Source organism: Nocardia sp. NBC_01009 (assembly GCF_045208035.1).
Taxonomy (GTDB): domain Bacteria; phylum Actinomycetota; class Actinomycetes; order Mycobacteriales; family Mycobacteriaceae; genus Nocardia.
This window is the reverse complement of record NZ_CP108695.1, coordinates 450,939-471,753: the sequence shown is the minus strand read 5'-3', so window position 1 is coordinate 471,753 and position 20,815 is coordinate 450,939. Positions and strand designations below refer to the sequence as shown.

The window sequence follows — 20,815 nt, the reverse complement described above, 5'->3', positions numbered from 1 at the left end:
GGAATGGATATGACGAAAACGACGGCTCCCAACGCGATCCAAAATGTGCTCGATCGGGCGGTGACCGAGGGCGGCGTGCCCGGGATCCTGATCGAGGTGCGCGACGGTGAACGGCAATGGTTCGGTACGGCGGGTGTCGCCGACACCGCCGCCGAACGGCCGCGGCTGCCGCAGCACCGATTTCGTATCGGCAGCACCACCAAGACCTTCGTGGCCACCGTGCTGCTGCGACTCGCGGGTGAGGGCCTCCTGGGCCTCGACGATACGGTGCACCGGTGGCTGCCGAATGTGGTGCGAGGCAACGGCAATGACGGTGGCGCGATCACGGTGCGGCAGTTGCTGAACCACACCAGCGGCCTGTTCAATTACACCGACGACCGAGAAGCGTTGAACCGCTACGAAACCCACTCCCCGGCGGTGCTCGTCGATATCGCCGTCGCGCACCCGCCCACCTTCGCGGTGGGTATGGACTGGGGTTACAGCAACACCAACTACATACTCGCGGGAATGCTCATCGAGGCGGCGACAGGCGCGTCTCTACACGACGAGCTCCGCCGCCACATCATCGAGCCGCTCGGCCTCACCGCGACCTCCCTGCCCCACGGCAGCGACCCCGCGATCGAGGGACCCCACTCCCGCCACTACACGAAGCTGTTCGACTCGAGCCCCGACGCCACGATCCACGACGCGACCGAGCTGGACGTCTCCATGTTCGGCGCCGCGGGCGGCATGATCTCCACCCTCGGTGACCTGCACCGCTTCTTCGCAGCCCTGCTCGGCGGCCAGTTGCTTCGCCCCGCCGAACAGGCCGAGATGTTCCGAATCATCCCCACCAAGAATTGGATCACGCACACCGGCTACGGCCTCGGCATCTCCTCGGTGACCCTGCCCTCCGGCGTCGCGCTGTGGGGTATGGGCGGGGCGCTGTTCGGTTCGTGGACATACACATACGGCACCCGCGACGGCCGCCACATCCTCGTCACCAATGTCAACGCCGACTGGGCTCACGGCGACTGGGATGATCCGATCGGCGTGTTCACCGATCTGCTCCGGGCCGAATTCGACTGACCCCGTCGGACGCGGGCCTACTCGGCGTTGCGGACCATTACTGGTTGGACGCTCGGCGGCTGGTCCGGCATCTTCGGATGTCCCGGCGGGCCCCATCGCCAGGACGTCCTGAACCCGCAGCCTTCGCCGTCGCCGACGCCGAGGGACTCGACGCGGTCACCATGCGCCGCCTGGCCACCGAACTCGGCGTCGCCCCCATGGCCGCGTACCGCTACGTCACCGGCAAGGATGGCTGGCGCGCGACCATGCGGTCCGTCCGTCGCCCTGCGCATAAAGGAGGTCCTGCTCCGGCACTCGTGGGTGACGCGGGCGGCGTGCGGCGCGGCGACCCCGAACCAGCTGGCCATGCCGGAGGCGGCCCTCGTCGCACTCGACGGCCTCGGGCTCGACGTGGACACCGCCATGGCGGTCTACAGCACTGTCACCGCCTATGTACACGGCGCGGTCGACTCGGAGGTCAGGCTGAGTCAGATGCTCCACGTGCGCGGCTGGTCCACTCGCGAGGAGGCCCGCGCGGGACTGGCCACACAGATGACCTGGCTCATGAACACGGGCCGTTACCCGATGTACGCACGCTATATCCACGAGCCCGCCGGAAGGACGACGTGCAGTGGCAGTTCGAGATCGGTCTTGACTCTGTCTTCGACGGCATCGCGGCGCGCCTGGCGATCTGAGGACATCTCGGGGACCGGTCGGCGCAGAAGAGACCGCCGGCCCGCTGCAGAGAAACACACGTAGCACGGTCTTGGCTAGTCCCACTAGGGGTCCCGGACCGGTGGGATCGCGTATTCAACCTTGCCGGTGCCGGGTGCTCGGGAACCGACCGATTCTCGACGCATGCGGCGCTGCCTACCCCGTGGACGGCCCCGGACCACTACAAACTGAACGGCTCCTGCTGCGCCCGAATGAAGTCGTCCCAGAGGATATCCGCCAGGAGGCGATCCCTCACATAAATCTCAGCGGCGCGGCTGGGAACCATCGTTCGGGTGACTCCGAATGTTCGCGTGCTGCGCATACCGTCACCGTCAGGGACCACGCCGTGAACCTTCGAAACCGTGGACTCTTTCCCGCCGACGACGAAGATGTCGAACTTGCCGGTCGTGCCCTTTGTGTCAGGACTGACCAGCGTGATGCGGCTATCACTGTCCACCGTGTACTTCTGCACGTCGTATTGCTTCGAGTTCTGATCTTCGAAGAACACCCGGCTGGCTCCTTGGAAACCCCACCCGGTCACGATGACCTCGGTACCGCCACTTACCAGGGCCTCGTCAGTGCTCAGTTTGGTGATTTCAAGCATCGACATGTCCTCCTCGTATCACGAGCTGCTCGGTGCGGTAGCAACTAGCGTGACAGTCCTGTGGAGGCCAGCGCATACGATTGGCCCAAAACCCACGGCGAGCTGCGGATTCGAGTACGGCGTGCCCGGCCTGCGTCGTCTCATTCGGACCCCAAGGTTTCGGGACTGATCGACTGGCCGGATACGGTCGGGTGATCAGCCCGTTTCGTCGCCGTTCAGGTCTGATCGGTGTTCAGGTGGGAGGTGTCGGCGAGGCTGAGCAGGGCTCGGTTGCGCCAGTAGTCGTCCAGGCGCAGGTGAGTGATCGCGCCCGGTGTTGTCGCGAAGGATGCGAATCCGACTGTGTCGACGGGGATCTGCATCCATGTGGTGATAACGAACGTCAGCGCGTATCCGTGAGTGACCACGACGTGGTCATGAACGGTGTCGGTCATCAGTTCGCGTATGCATGCCCCGACCCGGGTTGCGACTTCGCGCCGGGTCTCGGCACCGAGGATGGGGCCGCGGTGGTCGAGCCGGTTGTCCTCGGGTGCAGGCACCTGCCGCTGTGCGAGCCAGTCGTTCGGTCGGCCTTCGGCCTCGCCGAAGCTGATCTCGCGAAGCCGGGGGTCTGCGGTGACGGGGGCGGCGAGTGTGGTGGCGAGAATCGTGGCGGTTTCGGCGCATCGGGCAAGGTCGGAGGTTGTGATGCGGATCGGCCGTGATGTGTCGCGGCGGCGGTTCAACTCTTCGGCAACCAGGTGCGCATCGCGTCGGCCACGCGCAGTCAGATGCGAGTCGTGCCACCCGCCAACAAGATTGAGTTGGGTGTGCTCCGCGTGCGGGTGGCTCACCACGTAGACATCCTGCATGAACTCTCCTGATTCGTCTGGTCGGTGTTGCGCTATCGCTTCGCCGTCACTGGTCCGAAGAAAGTATTCCGGGACGTGGAGCTTCATCCCGCCGACTATCGGCCCGTAGAAATAACGAACTCTCGTGATGTGGCGACATGGTCTTTATCGGAAGTATTCATGTCATGAGCAGCACAGAGGTTCGCCCCTCCCGCCCGACCGTTCTCGTCACCGGCGCGACCGGCGCCGTCGGCCGCCACCTCGTCACCACCCTCCTCGCCCGCGGTGCCGCAGTCCGCGCCCTGACCCGCAAACCCGAGGACGCGAACCTGCCCGAGGCGGTCGAAGTCGTCGCGGGCGACCTCGCCGACGCCTCGACCCTCGGCCAGCATGTGTTCCAGGGCGTCGATCGCGCCTTCATCTTCCCGGCACGCGGCATCGACGTTTTCCTAGACGCGGCCGTCGCCGCCGGCGTGCACCGCTTCACGGTCCTGTCCTCGCTGGCCGCGGCGATGGAATTTCCCCGTGACCGCGGCTCGGCAAGCCAGCTGCACCACAGCGCAGTCGAAGCCGCCGTCACCGATCGCACCGACGCGTGGACGATCCTGCGCCCCGGCACTTTCGCCAACAACCTGCTCGAATGGCGGTGGCAGATCAGCTCGGGCGCACCCATCCGCGCACCGTACCTGGCATCCGCGCAAGCACCGATCCACGAATACGACGTCGCCGATGCCGCCGCCGAAACGCTGCTGTCCGACGACCACATCGGCCAGATCATCCCGATCACCGGCCCGCAGGCGCTCACCCGCACCGAGCAGGTCGCCACGATCAGTGCCGCACTCGGCCGAGAGCTCCCGCTGACCGAGATCACCCCCGACGAATTCCGCGCCGAGACCGCGCAATTCATCCCCCAGCCGATCATGAAGATGCTGCTCGACTACTGGAGCGACACCCTCACCACCCCCGACCAGGTACGTCCCGCCACCGCCGTGACCGGCAAGCCCGGACGCACCCTGGCTGAGTGGGCCACCGACCACCGCGCCGACTTCGGCGCCTGACCACTCCACCGACCGTGCGGCCCAGCCACCCAGACCAGGCCGCACGGTGTAGTCATGCCGGTCCAAGGAAGGGATCGGTCGCGACACCAAGGGCTGAACCCGAGTCACCATCCGACGCACCGCCGCGACACCACTCGACCGACACACCGGTCGGGTGGTGTCGAAATTTTGCGACCAGAAACGGGCCGCAAGCGGCCTGAATGATGCCCGAATTCGCGATCAACCGACTCCCGAATTCACCGAAGCCAGATGGCCGATCGCGTGTCAGTGAAGGTGTCAGGTGTGTGTCAGGTCGGCGTCAGCCAGCCCGGCGACAGTGTGTACATCGAACAAAACGACCGGCACCGACACGGTTCGGGTCGGTGCCACAACCGATTTCGAGGAGTACACGACATGTCCATCACCATCACCCTGACCGACCAGGACAAGAGCACCCTGCGCACCGCCGCCTACGGCGCGGTGTCGCTGCTGGCCGCCGCCGGTGCGCCGCACAAGGGCATCACGCACGCCTCCATCGCCCTGACCTCGGCGACCGGGCTGGTCGGGCACGTGCTTGCCGCCAAGTCCAAAGACATCCACCTGCAAGGCAAGTCCGTCGCCGAACTCGCCGACCAGGTGCTGCCGAGCTTGACCGCAGCGATGAGCCTGCTCGGCGCACAGCATCCGGGCGAGGCCGACAACTTCCGCGACACCGTCCTGGTCGCCGTCGAAGCCGCCGTCGGGCCTCGCAAGGGTGAGCCCGGCCCCGCCGTGGCTGCGATGGCCCGCAAGATCACCGCGGCCCTCGACGCCGCCTGACCGGTGCGGGTCGGCGCAGCACAGTTGGTAGCTGATCGCGGGGTCCTCTCCGGACCCCGCGACCAGCTACCGACCGATTCCGCGCCGACAGCAAGGAGGCGCTCGCCGGATCCGACAGTTCAGGAGACAAGGGCTGCCGTTGGCAGTCCCTCATGGGCAAGTCCGAAATGACGATCGTGTCGAGCCGGAATACGGTCCAGGACTTTATGCAGAGCGGGCGCTACGTGGATTTCAATGCACTGTCGGTCGGCGACCGAGCGGCCTACCAATATCGTGCTGCCCAGGACACGAATAAAATCGGCTGCTACATCGACATTACGGTGCCGGGCAGCCTCGTCGCATTCGTCACACGGAATCTTCAGCCCGATGCGCCCCAAGAACCATGTGTCGCGGCGCGTCGTGTCAGCGGTGCGCTGGTCGGGTATCTCCCCTGAGCGCCTCGGAGGGCAACGATGGTAGCTGGAATACGGTGCGCGACAACGACCGTCAGCTGACCTCGGACGGTGACATCAACCTCATGAGATGGCACAGGTGGCGACAGGTTCCTCAGAAATATCCAAATTCACTATGACACAACGTATTACATGACTATTTCGTGGTGCCTATGGGTAGGGAAGAGCCACCCGGGCTGCCCTCGATATCTTCGAGTGACGCGAGGCTTGGACTGGAGAGGAACCGTGGCCACAGCGACTGAACCGGGCACAGTCCCGGGCCGATTCGCGCTCGGGGTAGATCGTGGCTCGGGTTGTCACGAATGTGGACGCCCACCTAGAGCGGCAGGCGCGGCCGAATTGGTCGCGCCTAGCACGCACCTGAAAGCACTTACACGGTAGGAAGATTCGCTATCGGCAAGTTGGACCATGAACCAGGTAATGTCGGACTTACCGATCGACGGCTATGGGCCGAGGTCCGAAAATGGGTGGGGAACCTGTGAAGAATATGCTGCTGGTCGTATTCGCCTGTGCCGTAGCGCTGATGGGGGGCGCGGGTCCGGCCGCGGCGGATCCGGATCCCCCGTACGGCTTCTTCAACAACTCTGGAAGTTGTTCCGGCTCAGCCGAGAACTGGGGGAGCTTCTACGCGTGGACGTCCTCACAGGTGTTCATTTACTCCGACGGACGCGTCGAGGATACGAGCCATAATTTCAGCTTCGACGGGTTTCTCGACGGTGCGGAGAACGCCGCCATGCTTTACAGCAAGGACTACACCTGGCTGGTCTTCCGAGCCGGTGACTTCGACATCGCGGTTCCCTATGTGAAAGGCGCGGGCCTGTGGGCCCAGGACAACCGCTACGGCGGTGGCTGGACCAAGCTCTGCAGTTATTGATCTGATGCAGTTTCATGGCATCGGACCCTCCAGTGCGGCAAGGCGTTCAGCGACGGGCGCGCACATCCAGATGATGCAATAACCAATAGTGCCCAGAACTGCCGCATTCGGCGCTAGCCGATCGGCAACGCGCTCAGGATCGGGTTGTAGGCCCAGTTCAGCATGAGCTCGGCGTCGTTCTTTGCGGCGACGTCGCTGTCGGGTGAGCTGTGCAGGACCACACCGATCAGCGGTATTCCTGCCCTGACCGTCTCGAACAGCAGGCAGGTTCCCGCAGCGTCGGTGTATCCGGTTTTGATGCCGACAGTGCCGGGATAGTCGCGCAGCATCCTGTTCGTGGTCTGCCAGAGATGATCGCGGTTGCCCGGGCCAGCGGGCAGGTGATAGCTCTGCGACCCGGCGATGTCGCGGAACACCGGCAGGCTCATCGCGCGCAGGCCGAGGGCCACCAGGTCCGCCGGTGTGGAGTAGGTGGAGTGGTCGGTGGGGGCGGGCAGCCCGCTGGGATCGGTGAAATATGTTCCCGCCAGGCCCATTTGATGCGCGGTGTCGTTCATTTTGGCGATGAAGCCGTCTTGGCCGGGCCCGTAGGCCTCGGCAAGGGTATAGGCGGCGTCGCAGCCGGAGGGCAGCATCATCGCGTACAGGAGCTGTCGCGCGGTGAGCACCTCGCCGGGGACCAGGCCCGCGTTGCTTCCGTCGTACTTGGTGCCGTAGGCGATGATTTCTTGCGGCACGGTAATGGTCCGGTCGAGGTCGCCGGCGTTGATCACGACCAGTGCCGTCATCACCTTCGCGATGCTGGCTATCGGGACCGGAGTGTTCGGCTGTCGCGACCACAGCATCGTGCCGGTGAATCCGTCTGCCAGCGCTGCTCCCGACGCCTGCACTGCAGCCGGCTCAGGAGTCAGCCAGGGCAACTGAATATGGGCTTCGCTCGCGGCGGGAGCGGCCGCGACGCCATGACCGGCTACCACGACCAGCGCCCCGGCGACGGCAGTCTGCAACAATCGAGCAAATGTCCGCATGGCCGCATTCTGCCGTGCGTACCCGTCAATCAGTGGGATTTCACCGACCGAATTACCGCGCCGCTCCGATGTCAGCACGCAATCGGCTAATCCGCAGGTCCAGGAGGACTGAGCCAGCATCAGCACACCGAAGTCGCTGATCGCGAGTTCAGCGAGCGTCTACGACGGCTGCGGCGGTGTCACAACGCAGTATGTGCGCCGCGTGTTGAACACGGGCACATCGAAATTCGATCCGATCACCGCACGGAGTCGCCCGGCCACCGCATTCCCCCGGGTGGTTCGAGGTTGACGGCTACGGCGACTTTGTCAGGCCGTGGACGTGTGGCGATGCCTTGGCAAGTGCGAGTAGCTGGTGCAGCTCCGCGGTGAGGTCCCGTGCCCCCGGTTGGACCTTGTGCCGGGGCGTGAACCCTCCGGAGCATTGTCGCGGAAGTGGATTGTTGCGCAAGCTTTCTCGTATCCGCCGTCGGCGGATCGGCCGCAACATCATCGGCCTCGATTCGCTCATTACTCGAGCCAGCTCTTGCCCTGGTCGTACTGATCCATCTCCTCTTTCTCCTCCGCTTCAGCCGGATTCGGCGATCGACGCTGAGAATGCGGGAGGTTCGGCCGATATGGGAGTACGAGAAGCTACGCCAGAAAGGCGACCCTGCCGTAGGTTGCGGAACCTGTGCCTGGGAAGAAAATGGGGGAGCCCCAGGCGCATGAATTGCTTCAGAGGCGGCACTGGGGCGTTCACACATAGGGTGGCAACTGCGAGTGATGGGGGACTATGTCGCAACTGATGTGGGACGTGCTCTGGGAGCGGAGGCTCGATCCGTTTCTGAAGGCTGCCGGTAGTGATCGTGACGCGTACGCGTGGTTCAGTCGAACTGCTGCAGCGTCTTTCGAGGTGTTCGGTCACCTCGAGGTGCTGTTGCGGAACGCCCCCGACCGTCAGAAGAAGTAGGCGGACCCCGATGAACTCCCAGTCCCGTAACCCATGCTCACAAGCCAATTCCGAAAGGCGATCAGTGCTCCGCCGACCGGCCCCGGGTCGCTGCACGAACCGCCGACGGAAGAGAAGGTGCAACCGTCATTCGCCACCGGCGACAGACCGACATGGCTGATGACGACCTGTCCGCTATCGGCCGAAGCCGTGGCCGACCCGGACAGCACACCCGCAACTACCGCACCGGCCAACACCAGTCCACTGATTCCGCGTTTCCACTGCACACTGCTATTCGATGTCGACATGGGTGCGAAACTACCGCGCTTGCGGTGGAACCCGTGTCTCGCAGTGCCGCCAAGTCTGGGGGCTCGGGGTATGCGAAGGCTGGTAGCGCTGCCGCGCGCCGAGCTTCGGTCGATCGGGTGCCCAGCGCCGGAGAGCGGAGTGTGGCGGCGGCGCGAATGGATCGCGCCGCCGCCCATGCCGCGACCGCAGAATCGGGCGAATCACCTTGTCTGCAACAGGATCTCAGTCTTTCATTGTCCGACTGTCAGGTCATACATCGTGACGCCGTCTACATCGACAGCAGTGAAGTTCTCCTGCACCCACTGCGCGATCTGGGCGCTGGTCGAGGTGCCGGAGGAACCCGGCCCGCGGCCGCCACCGATGAAGTAGTGGATCTTTCCTTCGGCCACATACTGCTGGAACTGGTCGAGAGTGGGTGAGGGGTCGCTGCCGTTGAAGCCGCCGATCGGCATTACCGGCAGTTCGGTGGACAGCTGGAACCCGGCCGCGCTATTGGAGCCGACCGCGGCGGCGACCCAGGTGTAGTCGCTTCCGTTCTGTTTCAGCTTCGCGACCACCTGATCGCTCGGCTTGCTGGTCATGAGCATATTGCCGGGCCCACCGTCCTGGCCTCGGCCACCCTGCATGCCGGGTGTGCCGCCGCCACCTGGTGTGTTGCCAATGGGAGCGCTGCCACCTGGTGTGCTGCCGCCGGGTGTGCCGCCGCCACTGTGCAGACCGCCACCGGGTGTGCCGCCGCTGGGTGCGGTGCCGCCGGGTGCGCCACCACCCGGAGTAATGCCGCCCCCACGCATTCCCGGTGGGCCGTTCGGTCCGGCCGCAGATCCGCCGTCCGTCCGCCCACCACCATTCGGAATCCGGCTGTTGGGCTGTGAGTTTCGCCCGTCCACGCCCGGCATCACACCGCCGGGTCCGCTGTCCGGACCATTCATCCCGAACGCGCCCTCACCCCACGGCGGACGATGCCCGCCACCGACATTCGGCCCCGCGGAGGGAATCGCCCCCGCATGCCCCGTCGCAATGGTGTCGACGGTGTAGGCGACGGGCCCGGCCAGCCCGACGAACGCGACAGCCAATGCCGACCCGATCGCAAGCTTTCGGGGCGCAGGGAACGCAACGGCGACCGTCGCGATCACACCGACGACCAGCACGGCCCACCGCAGCCACGGCACGAAGCTTGCACTGCGCGACAACAATATCCACGCAGTCGCTGTGGTGAGTCCAACGGCGAGCGCTAACGCCAATCGCACCCACAATCGGTGCCGACCTCGCCACAGCAGCACCGCGCCGGCGCCGGCCAACACGGCGACGGCTGGAGCGAGGGCCACTGTGTAGTACTGATGGAAGATCCCCGCCATGAAGCTGAAGACCAGCCCGGTCACCAGCAGCCACCCACCCCAGAGGACGAGCGCCGCGCGCTGCTGGTCGGTGCGAGCAGCTTTGCCGCGCAGCAGAATTCCAGCGACAAGTGCGACAAGCGCGGCCGGGATGAGCCAGGCGATCTGACCACCCTGGGCGGGCTCGAACATGCGGGTGATTCCGGTACTACCCCACATTCCGTTGCCGCCCGTAGGCAGTTCACCACCGGGGCCGACGCTGCCGCGCTCATTGCCGTTCAATCGGCCGAGGCCGTTGTAGCCGAGGGTCAGGTCGAGGATCGAATTAGTGTGCGAGCCACCGATCCATGGTCGTGATGAGGCAGGCCAGAGTTCCACGATCAGCAGCCACCAGCCGGCACCGGCGATCATCGCCGCGCCCGCGGCGAGCAGCTGCCAGATCCGCTTGCCGAGCTTCGGTGGACCTGCGATCAGATAGGTCAGCGCCAGCGCGGGCACTACGAGCAGCACCTGCAATTGCTTGGTGAGGAACCCGAATCCGATCAGCACGCCGGTGAGTACCAGCCAGCGGGTGCGCCCGTCCGCCACCGCACGCGTCATCGCCCATGCCGCCGCGACCATCAAGAACGCCAGCAGCGCATCCGGATTGTTGAACCGGAACATCAGCGCCGCAACGGGAGTCACCGCGAGTGCCAGTCCGGCGAGCAGTCCGGCGGCCGGGCCGAAGGGCCTGCGGACCGTCGCCCACAGCAGCGCCACCGAAGCGACGCCGAGCAGTACTTCCGGAACGAGAATGCTCCAGCTGTTGAGGCCGAACGCACGCACCGACAGTTCCATCAACCACAGTGAGGCGGGCGGTTTGTCGACAGTGATCGAGTTCGCGGCGTCCGAGGAGCCGAAGAAGAACGCCTTCCACGACACCGAACCGGCCTGTGCCGCGGCCGAATAGAACGAGTTGGCCCAGCCGCTCGAGCTGAGATTGCACAGATAGGCGACAGCGGTGCCGATCAGCAGCACGGCCAATGCCGGGTATTCCCAACGGATGTCGCGCTTGCCAGGCGTTTCGGGAACCGTCGCCGTCGGCGGAGCGATCAGTGTGGTCATCATCGGCCTCCTTCCGCACGAGGTGCCGCGGCATCCGGGGCCGGTCGATCGGCAGGGTTCCGGAAAACCCAACGCAACCCGACGAATCGGGTCAGCGTGGCGATCAGATTGGCCATCACCAGCACGAACAGCTCGAGATGGACCGGCGCATCCGGGGCCCAATGATGCAGCGTGAACAGCGATCCGCTGGTCAACGCCAGGCCGATTCCGAAGATCACCAAACCCTGGAACTGGTGCGACACTGCCCCGCGCGACCCGCGCACCCCGAAGGTGAAGGCACGGTTGGCGGCCGTATTGCCGACCGCGGTGATCAACAGCGCGAGGAAGTTGGCGGGCTGCGCACCGATGAGCGATTGCAGGACAACGTAAAGCAGCAGGTAAGCGAGAGTGCTCGACACCCCGACAATGGCGAAGCGCACCAACTGCCCGACCATGCCGAGCGGCACGCCCGCCACCAGCGGCTCGCGCCCGATTGCCCGGCGCAACTCCTCCAGTGGCAGCGCGCCGGTGGCCAGCGCCCGACCGAGTCTGGCGATGCCGAGCAGGTCTTTGCGCGCCGTGTCGACGATGTCGACGCGGCTGTCGGGGTCATCGATCCAGTCGACCGGCACTTCGTGAATGCGCAGCCCGGCCCGCTCCGCCAGCACGAGCAACTCGGTGTCGAAGAACCACTCACCGTCCCGTACCAGCGGCAGCAACCGACGTGCGACCTCGGTGCGCATCGCCTTGAACCCGCACTGCGCATCCGAGAAGTGCGCCTGCAGTGAGGCTTTCAGCAGCAGGTTGTAGCAGCGGGAAATGATCTCGCGCTTGGGGCCGCGCACTACGCGTGACGACGCGCTCAATCGGGTGCCGATCGCGAGATCGGAATGCCCGGTGATCAGTGGGGCGACCAGGGGGAGCAGGGCATTGAGGTCGGTGGACAGGTCGACGTCCATGTAGGCGACCACCTGGGCGTCGGACTGCTCCCACACCGTTCGCAGCGCTCCGCCCCGTCCTTTGGCGTCCAGATGCACTACTTGCACGTCGTCGAGCTCGTCGGCGAGTAGCTGTGCGACCTGCATGGTGTCGTCGGTGCTCGCATTGTCGGCAATGGTGATGCGCGCCGGGAACGGAAATCCGGCGCGCAGGTACTCGTGTAGCCGACGCACGCATACCCCGAGGTCGGTCTCCTCGTTGTAGACGGGGATCACCACATCCAGCACGGGGGTGATCACCGCTTCGGTCGGCTCCGCCCGGTGCACGGCGGTCGCGGTTTCGGTCATGTCGACTACCTTCGACACCCGCGCTGGTGTGGAGCTGGGCCCCAGCTGTGAGGTTGCTGGGTAGCCGGGTCCTACCGGAGGCGTCGAATGCGTACGACAGTGTCGGCCCGGTGCCCGCTCTGACCGTCGGGCCCGGTCACCTCGCGCTGGACTTCATCGGTTGTCTCGACCTGCCAGGCCGTTGTGTCGAGGCCGAGTCCGTCGATGACCTCCGGGATCGTCGGGAAGTGCACGTCGAAGGGCGCGTCGTGCTCGTGCACGAACGACGGCCACCCGGCGTGACCGGCGATCAGCAACACCCCACCGGGCGATACCGCCGCCGCGGCCCGCCGCAGCACGTCGGTCCGCTCATCGGCCTGCGCGACCGGCGAGTGGAAGAACTGCGCGGTCACCAGATCGAACGACCCGTCCGGAAACGATTGCGCCAGATCGTGTTCGGCCCAGACGATCCGGTCCCCGACGCCCGCATCCTGTGCATGCCCTGCGGCGCGCCGCAAGGCGGTCGCGGACACATCGACCGCGGTGACCCGCCAACCATGTCCGGCCAGCCAGATGGCGTCGCCGCCTTCGCCGCAGCCGAGGTCGAGCGCACTTCCCGGTGTCAGGTCGGCAACTTCACGTACCAGCAGCGGGTTGGGATTCCCGGACCAGACCTGGTCGCGGTCTCGGTAGAACTCCTCCCAGAACTCCTGGGTGGCGTTCGATTCAGAGGTCTCGGTCATGGGTTGTGCTCCTGTCGGGGTCGCAGGCGTGTGTTGTCCACCGTCATCGAATGATGGCCGCGCGGTGCTTTCCCGGGCCACTTTCTTTGCTATTTCGGCAAATCATGGCGAGGGTGACGCGGCACACTATGGACCCGTTGTCACACTCCGGCCGTCTGCGCAGTCATCTAGGCAGAACCACCGAATGCCAACGAAGCGATTGGGATGACTCCCAGTCCGCCATGATCGGAGAGACCAATGACCTCGACCATCCTGCTCACCGGCGGCACCGGCACTCTCGGCGGCCACGTCACGCCGCTGCTGCGGGAGGCCGGCTACCGGATTCGGCTGCTGAGCCGTAGCACCCGCGAGGCCACCGAGGGCATCGAATACGTGACCGGTGACCTCCTGAAAGGCGAAGGCATCGATGCGGCGGTAGCCGGTGTCGACACCATCGTGCACCTTGCGGGCGGCCCGAAGGGCGATGACATCGCCACGCAGAACCTGGTGCAGGCCGCTGCGGCCGCGGGCGTGCAGCACTTCGTGCACATCTCGGTCATCGGCGCGGACACCATCCCGCTCGGGTACTTCAAGGCCAAGCTCGGCGCAGAGCGCGCCATCGTCGAGTCCGGCCTGCCGTACACGATCCTGCGGGCCGCCCAGTTCCACGACCTGGCGCTGAAGACGGTGCAGGCGATGGCGAAGATGCCGATCGTCCCGGCTCCCCACGCGATCCGGTGGCAGCCGGTCGATTCGCGTGAGGTGGCGGCCCGCCTGGTCGAGCTGGCGAACGGCGCCCCGGCCGGTCTGGTGACGGATCTGGCCGGCCCCACGGTATACACGCTGCCAGAGCTGATCCGCAGTTACTTGACGGCCGTCGGCAAGCGCCGCCCGTTCCTGCCGATCCGGGTGCCGGGCAAGGCGGGCAAGGCTTACCGTGCGGGCGTCAATCTCAATCTCGACAACGCTCGAATCGGCAAGCGCACGTGGGAAGACTTCCTCACCGAACAGCTGGGCTGAAAATCCGCTCTCCAGCGGAAAGCCGGACTCCGAGCCCTCCGCCGTAGCGTACGGTCGGGGGATCGGGACCGTTCAGGTCTCCAATCGAAGGACCACGATGTCCGATAAATCTCCGCGCAGTGGCATGACGAAGAAGTCCGGCAAGTCTCTCAAGGAAAAGCGAGCGGAGAAGAAGGCCAAGTCGGCCGGTGATGCGAGCACCGAGGCCACCTTCCTGCCCAAGAAGCGCTGACCGCGGGATCGTCCTCGGCCGGTTAGTCGAAATCGATCTCGACGTGGTCGGTCAGCGGCACCGACTGGCAAGCGAGAGTGAGGCCGAGGGCGGCGTCGACGAGAGTTTCGTTGCGCCGCATGCTGACCTCGCCCGCGCGCACCGTGCAGGCGCAGGCGCTGCATTCGCCCGCACGGCAGGAATACGGGGCGTCGTAGCCATCGGCGAGCAGGGTGGCAGTCCGCGGCTACGACAATTCGATCGACCTGCTGTCCAGACGTACGGTGGCGGTCGCGGCGACGTCGGCCTGCCACTGGCTCGGCGCGGCCGCGGCCACCACCTCGATATCGGCGAACGGGTCGCCGGTGAGCGACTGGAATTTCTCGTGGTGAATGTGGCTGTCCGGCATGCCGATTGCGTGCAGGGCGTCCGCACACGCGGTCATGAAGGGGGCCGGACCGCACAGGAACGCTTCGTGGCGTGGGTAGGGTACGAGCAGATCACGTAGTTCGTCCGACGACGGCAGGCCGCGTTCGGACTCCAGCCAGTGCAGCACGGTGCAGCGACGATTTCCAGGGTGTGCACGTGCGAATTTGCCATCGCCCCGCCTACAGCTGGATGCCGAAACGTCCAGCGGCACGGCGGCCCAGCCGGTATAGGGGTACGCCGAGGTCCTCGTAGCGCGGGCCGAGAATCCGGGGAATCAGGTCGAAGCCGCGTGCGTCCACGCCGATCAGCACCCTGGCCTTGTTTCGCTGCACGCCGCGCAGAATGATCTTGGCCGCCGAGCTCGGCCTGGTCATCGTGATGGATTCGAAGCCGCGCCGCACCACGTCGATGTCGATGCCATCGGGAATGCCGCGCGCGTTCACCGCGATATTCGTCTTGACCCCGCCGGGGTGCACGCAGGTCACGCCGACCGGGTGCCCAGCGATCCGCATCTCCTGCCGCAACGCCTCGGTGAAGCCGCGCACCGCGAATTTCGCGGCGTTATAGGCACTTTGGGTCGGCACGCCGATGAGACCGAACACCGACGACACATTGACGATATGTCCGTCTCCCGACGCGATGACATCCGGCAGGAAAGCCTTGGTGCCGTGCGCGACGCCCCAGAAATTGATGTTCATCAACCAATCGAAGTCCGACCACTCCATGTCTTCGACTTTGGCGCCCAGCGCAACACCGGCATTGTTGATCACCAGATTCACGCCGCCGAACTCGCCGCGCACATCGTCGGCATGGGCGTAGACCGCCGCTCGATGCGCGACATCGAGTTCATAGGGAATGGCTGTCGCGCCCAGCTTTTCGCAACGACCCGCCGTATCGGCCACCGCGCCGGTATCGATATCCGATAGCGCGAGCCGCGCGCCCCGCCGCGCAAGTTCCAGCGCGAGTGCGCGGCCGATCCCGGAGCCGGCACCGGTGATGACGGCAACTTTATTCTCGAAGCTCTTCATGACCTGTCCTCGCGCTATGACGTGATCGAAGTGGGGAACGACTGTGCGGGAAGGTCTTCCAGCACAATGGTCGGGCGAACGATGGGACTCGAGCTCGGACCGAAGAATTCGTATTCCGCGGGGTCGATTCGTCGCGTCTGCCGCCAGTACTCCCAGGTGAAGCCCGACCACAGCGTCCGGTTGTTGCCGTGCTCGTCCAGATACCAGCTCTTGCAGCCACCGGTGTTCCACACCGAGCGGGCCAACCGTTGCTGTAGCCGCGCGTTGAAGCGGTCCTGTGCCGAGCGGTGCGGCGCCAGCGCCACTGCGCCCTGCTCGCGCAGCTGCCGCATCGCCTGCAGCACATAGTGGATCTGTGACTCGATCATGAAGATGATCGAGTTGTGGCCGAGCCCGGTATTGGGGCCGAGCAGGAAGAAGGCATTGGGCATATCGGCCACCGTGATACCGCGATGGGCCTGCACGCCTTCCTCGGTCCACCGCTGCGCCAGGTCGACGCCACCGCGTCCGGTGATCGAGAGGTTCATGAACGAATCGATGACGTGGAATCCGGTGCCGTAGATGATCACATCGGCCGGGCGCTCGATGCCATCGGCGGTGACGAGGCCCGCTGCGGTCAGGTGGTCGATGCGCTCGGTCACCAACTCCGTCTTGGGATCGGCCAGCGCCGGATAGTAGGTGTCAGAGCCGAGCAGGCGCTTGCAACCGGCCCGATAATCCGGCGTCACGTGGGCGCGCAGCGCCGGATCGGCGATCTGACGGTTGATGAGCCGCTTGCCGACCCACTCCACGGCCCGCAGTAGATCCGGCCGCCGGTTCATCGCATAAGCAGCGACCTCGGCGGTCCAGTAGATCCCGTTGCGCACCGCGAAACGCAGTCCGGGCACCCGGCGCAGTGCCCGCCGGAACCCTTCGGAGAAGACCACATCCGACCGCGGCAGCACCCACGGCGCAGTGCGCTGATACACCGTCAGCGCGGCCACCTCGCCGACGATCTCGGGCACGAATTGGATGGCGCTCGCGCCGGTTCCGATCACCGCGACCCGCTTGCCGGCCAATGAGACATCGTGGTTCCACTGCGCGGAATGGAAAGCCGCGCCGGCGAATTCCGCGCTGCCCGCGATCTCCGGAATGCTCGGCACATGCAGCGCACCGATCGCGGAGACGATGAACTGTGCGACGTACTCCTGGCCGTCGACGCTGAACGCGTGCCACCGCTGCTCGGTGTCGTCCCAATAGCTGCGATCCATGTGCTGGTGGAACCGAATGTGCTCGCGCAGACCGTACTTGTCGGCGACCTCCTTCAGATAGTCGAAGATCTCCTGCTGCTGAGAGAACAGCCGCCGCCAGTCCGTGCGCGGTTCGAACGAGTAGGAGTACAGGTGGGTCGGCACATCGCAGGCGCATCCGGGATAGGTGTTGTCGCGCCAGGTTCCGCCGATCTCGCCGGCTTTCTCCACGATGAGGTAGTCGCCGATCCCGGCCTTGTCCAGCGCGATGGCCATGCCGAGCCCGGAAAAGCCGCTGCCGATGATCAGCACTCTGGTGTGCACGGGCGCCATGTTCACGCCGCTTTTCTATCGAGCTCGTCGACGAGTTCGCCGCACTCGACTACGTCGCGGAACATCAGCATCGACAGCATGGACTGGGCGTAGATGCCCATGCTCACCAGCTCGTGTTTGCCGAGTTCCGTGCGCTGTTCGGCGTTGAGCCATCGCCAGAGCCAGGTGCCGTACAGCGATATGCGCTCATCGGGTAGCCAGCTCTTGGCGGGGTCCGGCGCCGCGTCCCAGTCGATGTCGAGATTTGGGCCGTAGGCGCTCTCCGCCGTTGCGGCGAGCAGCAATCGCCGTGCGGTGGCCTGCCGATCGCCGAAGCGGCGGCGTCGGTGCACGGCAGCACCGGACGGAGTAGTGGCAGGTCGGAAACTGTAATCGTGGCCGGACGACATTGTCCCCACCAGCTCTCTCTGCTGATTTTGCGGAATCGTAATATCTAATACCTGAGGTACCCAATACCGACAGTTCCGTGTACATTTACGAGTGTGTCGCACGTCTCATCCGATGTCAACGCGGGGGTGTGCGTTCGGTTTTCACCTTCGGCGGGATCCGGAAGGAGTCGAGATGAGCAGCGGTTTCGCCGGCAGCCCACATGCCGGATCGGACTACATCGGGCCCGCAACGATCGTCGTGCACGACCCGGAAACCCCGGTCCTGGTCGAGCTGCGCGGTTACCGCGAGCCGATCGACGGAATCTTCCGCTGGTTCGGCCGTATTCGGCCGAGCGCCGAACTCTCCTCCGCCCTCGGCGACGAAGCACGGACCAAAGTGGCCATCCGCACCGAGCACAGCGCGCGCGAGGGTTTCCTCGGCGATCCCGACCCGTGGCGCCGCTTCCAGATCATGGGCAAGAGCACGCCGCCCTTCCATGTTCCTACCGAGTTATCCGAGGTGGAGTAGGTGGTTGGTACGGTCGATTTCGTGACGCAACGCGGCCCGGATACAGATGAAGCGCCGCCCAAGCGCGCCGATGCTCGCACCGAGCGGTGGCGTGAGCATCGCAAGAAGGTGCGTGACGAGTTCGTGGACGCGGCATTCCGCGCGTTGGACAAGTTCGGCCCCGAAGTCAGCATGGGTGACATCGCCAAGGAGGCAGGTGCGGCGAAACCCAAGCTGTACCGGCATTTCGAGGACAAAACCGATCTCTACAACGCCATCGTCGACCGGGTGCGCGACATGCTGTGGGAACGAATTATTTCCAGCATCGACCTGACCCACGATTCGGCCCGCGAATTGGTTCGCCGCGGCGCAGCCGAATACGTGCTCGTGGTGACCGAGCATCCGAACGTCTTCCGCTTCATGCTGCACAGCCACTTCACTCAACAGGCCGACGAATCCGAGCGCGCCTTGCAGTCCGCCCGCCAATCGGCCAAGCGCGCCGCCGAGCTCTTCGCCGGAATGCTGACGGACAAGTCCGTCGAGGTGGCCAGCGTGGAGCTGGTCAACTACTCGATCTTCGGCGCCGCCGCCTCGGCCACCGACTGGTGGCTCGGCGCGAACCGCCTACAGGCGAACGCGATGCCGATCGAGAAGTTCGTCGCCTACCTGGCCGAGATCATCTCGGCCCTCGCCGAGGCGAACGCCCGTCTCAACGGGATCGTCATCAACGCCGATCTACCGTTGCACCAAGCATTTTCGAGTGTATAAGCCGTAGTGAACACCGGTGGCGCCGGCCGCGAGCGCGCTATGACGGCCGGCTGCCGCATCCACGCGGAACCACTTTGTTCCTGTTGGGCCGCGCCATTGAGGTCAACTGTGTTTGCGACATCGTCAGTATGAACCGACCCACCGACAAGAAACGGTCGCCGGAGCCGGGGGCCGTGGGGTTCGTGGCAGCCGTCCGCCACGACCTGCCGAGGATCGCAGCCTCGAATGGCGGAAGGCTGCCCTCCGTCGGGAGGACAGCCTTTCCGGTTCACGGGGGTCGGTTACTACGAGATTTCGAGCATCCATTCCTGCCGGGGGTCGTTCATCTGGGCCGTATCGACCACGACCTCGGTACCGGGCGCGAAGTTGCCGTCTCGGGCGGAGAGGGTCACCTTGGGGTCGTAAGGCATCAGCATTCTCCGGTTGTATGCCCACAGTTGGTTCAGGCTCTCCGGCCGTTCCCGCCTGAGGGCTTGAGCTACGGGTGTACCAGGCGCGATACTGCCGCCGCCCTCGTATCCGACGACTTCCAGGACCAGTCCACTGTTCTTGTTGACGAGGAACCCGTCGTCGTATTTCCACAGTTGGTTGGCGCTACTACTGGACTTCTGGTGCCAGACAATCGCCTGGGTACCCTCCGCGGTGCTGCCGTCTTCGATGTCCACCACAAGGCCGCTGTAGACGCTTCGGATGTAGAAGAAGCCTTCGGGAAAGCTATCTTGGGCGGCGGTGGTGGGCGCCACGGCTACGGCGGACAGCAGCAAGGTTGCGATAGCACCTATCAAGACCATCAGACGCGAACTGGGCATTCATCCTCCACGGAGTCGATGGATCTGTGGTCGGGACACCTTCCGCGCGTCGACCGCGCGAACTCACTCGCGCATCATTCCTCACCCCTGACACTGCAAATGGATTCCGGCCAGCCACACCAGCGTGTCGGCCGAGCCCCGTGCGGCATCACCAGCCTGCTCGGCCCCGACCACGCTCGTCGGTAGCGCCCTCAACACCGACCAGCGGTTCTGCTTGTGTCGATCCCCATGCCCTCGGAACCGACCACTAACCCCGAACGCCGAAACCTTTACCCGGACAGGACAACGGGATTGCGGCAGACCGCGTGCGTCGACTCGCGACGATAAGATCACCTCCTCGTGGATGTGAATACGGAAAACGGGATGGTTGCCATCCCCGCCGGGCGGGTGACGCTGTCGGATCGACGGACACAGCGCAGCTGGTCGGTCGAGGTGGAGCCGTATTCGATATCGCGGTTTCCGGTTACTCAATCGCAGTACGCGCACGTCACCGGTCAACGCCCGAGCGCCGCGCACGGCGACCGAATGCCGGTCGAGACCGTCTCGTGGTGGGACGCGGTCCGATTCTGCAACGCGCTGTCCCGAAGCGAGGGGTTGTCACCGGCATATCGCATCGGTGCCGATGGCGATGCGAACGCCGGTGCGGATGGCGATGCCGATGGCGGCAGTATCGTGTGGATCGCTTCTGCTGACGGGTACCGGTTGCCGACGGAAGCCGAGTGGGAGCATGCGTGCCGCGCGGGGACGACCGGTCCGCGCTATGGCGAACTCGATGAGATCGCTTGGTACCGAGGCAATTCCGAGGGTCGAATGCACGAGGTCGGCGGCAAGCGGCCCAATGCGTTCGGTCTGTACGACATGCTCGGCAATATGTGGGACTGGTGCTGGGACGTCTACGACGCCGAGGTGTACGGCGCCTACCGGGTGCTGCGTGGCGGCGGGTGGTTCGACGAGCACTGGAGCTGCCGCGCCTCGGTACGCCGTCGCAGTCATCCGAGCTTTCGGCCCGACGACGTCGGCTTCCGTGTTGTTCGTTCGGTGTCGCTCTGAGCGCGACTCAGTC

At 65.1% G+C, this 20,815-nt stretch carries 20 protein-coding genes and 3 pseudogenes; 12 read left to right on the top strand and 11 right to left on the bottom strand.

Features of this window, described 5'->3' with window-relative positions; all coding sequences use genetic code 11:
* The first annotated feature begins 9 nt into the window (after nucleotides 1-9).
* The 3 genes and pseudogenes from OHA42_RS02125 (at nucleotide 10) to OHA42_RS02115 (ending at nucleotide 1,806) form a co-directional block, all read left to right on the top strand.
* The gene (locus OHA42_RS02125) at nucleotides 10-1,068 is read left to right on the top strand and encodes a serine hydrolase domain-containing protein (RefSeq protein WP_406234094.1); all 1,059 of its coding nucleotides are present in this window, start codon (nucleotides 10-12) and stop codon (nucleotides 1,066-1,068) included.
* 77 nt (nucleotides 1,069-1,145) lie between these two features.
* Nucleotides 1,146-1,244 (top strand): annotated as a pseudogene (locus OHA42_RS02120) (TetR/AcrR family transcriptional regulator); the annotation flags it as partial.
* Between the two features lie 52 nt (nucleotides 1,245-1,296).
* Nucleotides 1,297-1,806, top strand: a complete 510-nt coding sequence (locus OHA42_RS02115; RefSeq protein ID WP_406234092.1) for a TetR/AcrR family transcriptional regulator C-terminal domain-containing protein — start codon at nucleotides 1,297-1,299, stop codon at nucleotides 1,804-1,806.
* 136 nt (nucleotides 1,807-1,942) lie between these two features.
* On the opposite strand, the gene OHA42_RS02110 is transcribed toward OHA42_RS02115, so the two are convergent.
* Together OHA42_RS02110 and OHA42_RS02105 are read right to left on the bottom strand one after the other, a co-directional pair.
* On the bottom strand, nucleotides 1,943-2,371 hold the full coding sequence (locus OHA42_RS02110) for an IPT/TIG domain-containing protein (protein WP_406234090.1): 429 nt from the start codon (nucleotides 2,369-2,371) through the stop codon (nucleotides 1,943-1,945).
* Nucleotides 2,372-2,580: 209 nt separating this feature from the next.
* Nucleotides 2,581-3,216 carry a histidine phosphatase family protein gene (locus OHA42_RS02105; protein WP_406234088.1) on the bottom strand — a complete coding sequence of 212 codons (636 nt, stop codon included), beginning with the start codon at nucleotides 3,214-3,216 and terminating at the stop codon, nucleotides 2,581-2,583.
* A gap of 164 nt (nucleotides 3,217-3,380) precedes the next feature.
* Here OHA42_RS02105 and OHA42_RS02100 point away from each other — a divergent pair, with 164 nt between their 5' ends.
* The 4 genes and pseudogenes from OHA42_RS02100 (at nucleotide 3,381) to OHA42_RS02085 (ending at nucleotide 6,377) form a co-directional block, all read left to right on the top strand.
* A complete protein-coding gene (locus OHA42_RS02100) occupies nucleotides 3,381-4,253 on the top strand; it encodes an SDR family oxidoreductase (protein ID WP_406234086.1) in 873 nt (290 codons plus the stop codon).
* Nucleotides 4,254-4,646: 393 nt separating this feature from the next.
* A complete protein-coding gene (locus tag OHA42_RS02095) occupies nucleotides 4,647-5,051 on the top strand; it encodes a hypothetical protein (protein ID WP_406234084.1) in 405 nt (134 codons plus the stop codon).
* 146 nt (nucleotides 5,052-5,197) lie between these two features.
* A pseudogene (locus OHA42_RS02090) lies at nucleotides 5,198-5,485 on the top strand (hypothetical protein); the annotation flags it as partial.
* A gap of 496 nt (nucleotides 5,486-5,981) precedes the next feature.
* Nucleotides 5,982-6,377 (top strand): hypothetical protein, encoded by a 396-nt coding sequence (locus OHA42_RS02085; RefSeq protein WP_406234082.1) that lies wholly within the window; start codon nucleotides 5,982-5,984, stop codon nucleotides 6,375-6,377.
* A 113-nt stretch (nucleotides 6,378-6,490) separates the two neighbouring features.
* Here OHA42_RS02085 and OHA42_RS02080 read toward each other — a convergent pair whose 3' ends face one another.
* The 4 genes from OHA42_RS02080 to OHA42_RS02065 form a co-directional block, all read right to left on the bottom strand.
* A complete protein-coding gene (locus OHA42_RS02080) occupies nucleotides 6,491-7,405 on the bottom strand; it encodes a D-alanyl-D-alanine carboxypeptidase family protein (RefSeq protein ID WP_406234080.1) in 915 nt (304 codons plus the stop codon).
* A 1,467-nt stretch (nucleotides 7,406-8,872) separates the two neighbouring features.
* Nucleotides 8,873-11,083, bottom strand: coding sequence for a glycosyltransferase family 39 protein (locus OHA42_RS02075; RefSeq protein ID WP_406238999.1), 2,211 nt, complete (start codon nucleotides 11,081-11,083; stop codon nucleotides 8,873-8,875).
* Nucleotides 11,083-12,348, bottom strand: a complete 1,266-nt coding sequence (locus tag OHA42_RS02070) for a glycosyltransferase (RefSeq protein WP_406234078.1) — start codon at nucleotides 12,346-12,348, stop codon at nucleotides 11,083-11,085. Before OHA42_RS02070 ends, OHA42_RS02075 begins: the two co-directional genes overlap by 1 nt.
* 71 nt (nucleotides 12,349-12,419) lie before the next feature.
* On the bottom strand, nucleotides 12,420-13,070 hold the full coding sequence (locus OHA42_RS02065) for an SAM-dependent methyltransferase (RefSeq protein WP_406234076.1): 651 nt from the start codon (nucleotides 13,068-13,070) through the stop codon (nucleotides 12,420-12,422).
* Nucleotides 13,071-13,307: 237 nt separating this feature from the next.
* On the opposite strand from OHA42_RS02065, the gene OHA42_RS02060 reads away from it, so the two are divergent.
* Nucleotides 13,308-14,069 (top strand): SDR family oxidoreductase, encoded by a 762-nt coding sequence (locus OHA42_RS02060; protein ID WP_406234074.1) that lies wholly within the window; start codon nucleotides 13,308-13,310, stop codon nucleotides 14,067-14,069.
* Between the two features lie 97 nt (nucleotides 14,070-14,166).
* Nucleotides 14,167-14,301 (top strand): hypothetical protein, encoded by a 135-nt coding sequence (locus OHA42_RS02055; RefSeq protein WP_328406876.1) that lies wholly within the window; start codon nucleotides 14,167-14,169, stop codon nucleotides 14,299-14,301.
* A gap of 22 nt (nucleotides 14,302-14,323) precedes the next feature.
* Here the strand turns inward: OHA42_RS02055 and OHA42_RS02050 are convergent.
* The 4 genes and pseudogenes from OHA42_RS02050 to OHA42_RS02035 form a co-directional block, all read right to left on the bottom strand.
* Nucleotides 14,324-14,845: pseudogene (locus tag OHA42_RS02050) on the bottom strand (flavin reductase family protein); the annotation flags it as partial.
* Between the two features lie 43 nt (nucleotides 14,846-14,888).
* A complete protein-coding gene (locus tag OHA42_RS02045; RefSeq protein ID WP_406234072.1) occupies nucleotides 14,889-15,737 on the bottom strand; it encodes an SDR family NAD(P)-dependent oxidoreductase in 849 nt (282 codons plus the stop codon).
* A gap of 14 nt (nucleotides 15,738-15,751) precedes the next feature.
* On the bottom strand, nucleotides 15,752-17,299 hold the full coding sequence (locus OHA42_RS02040) for a flavin-containing monooxygenase (protein WP_406238997.1): 1,548 nt from the start codon (nucleotides 17,297-17,299) through the stop codon (nucleotides 15,752-15,754).
* 2 nt (nucleotides 17,300-17,301) lie between these two features.
* On the bottom strand, nucleotides 17,302-17,631 hold the full coding sequence (locus tag OHA42_RS02035; RefSeq protein WP_406234070.1) for a diiron oxygenase: 330 nt from the start codon (nucleotides 17,629-17,631) through the stop codon (nucleotides 17,302-17,304).
* A gap of 229 nt (nucleotides 17,632-17,860) precedes the next feature.
* Between OHA42_RS02035 and OHA42_RS02030 the strand changes: the two genes are divergently transcribed.
* On the top strand, nucleotides 17,861-18,196 hold the full coding sequence (locus OHA42_RS02030) for a DUF4873 domain-containing protein (protein ID WP_406234068.1): 336 nt from the start codon (nucleotides 17,861-17,863) through the stop codon (nucleotides 18,194-18,196).
* A gap of 21 nt (nucleotides 18,197-18,217) precedes the next feature.
* On the top strand, nucleotides 18,218-18,943 hold the full coding sequence (locus OHA42_RS02025) for a TetR family transcriptional regulator (protein ID WP_406234066.1): 726 nt from the start codon (nucleotides 18,218-18,220) through the stop codon (nucleotides 18,941-18,943).
* Between the two features lie 284 nt (nucleotides 18,944-19,227).
* Here OHA42_RS02025 and OHA42_RS02020 read toward each other — a convergent pair whose 3' ends face one another.
* Complete coding sequence (locus OHA42_RS02020; RefSeq protein WP_406234064.1) at nucleotides 19,228-19,752, bottom strand: RICIN domain-containing protein; 525 nt, start codon at nucleotides 19,750-19,752, stop codon at nucleotides 19,228-19,230.
* A 363-nt stretch (nucleotides 19,753-20,115) separates the two neighbouring features.
* Here OHA42_RS02020 and OHA42_RS02015 point away from each other — a divergent pair, with 363 nt between their 5' ends.
* On the top strand, nucleotides 20,116-20,802 hold the full coding sequence (locus OHA42_RS02015; protein ID WP_406234062.1) for a formylglycine-generating enzyme family protein: 687 nt from the start codon (nucleotides 20,116-20,118) through the stop codon (nucleotides 20,800-20,802).
* Nucleotides 20,803-20,815: the final 13 nt, after the last annotated feature.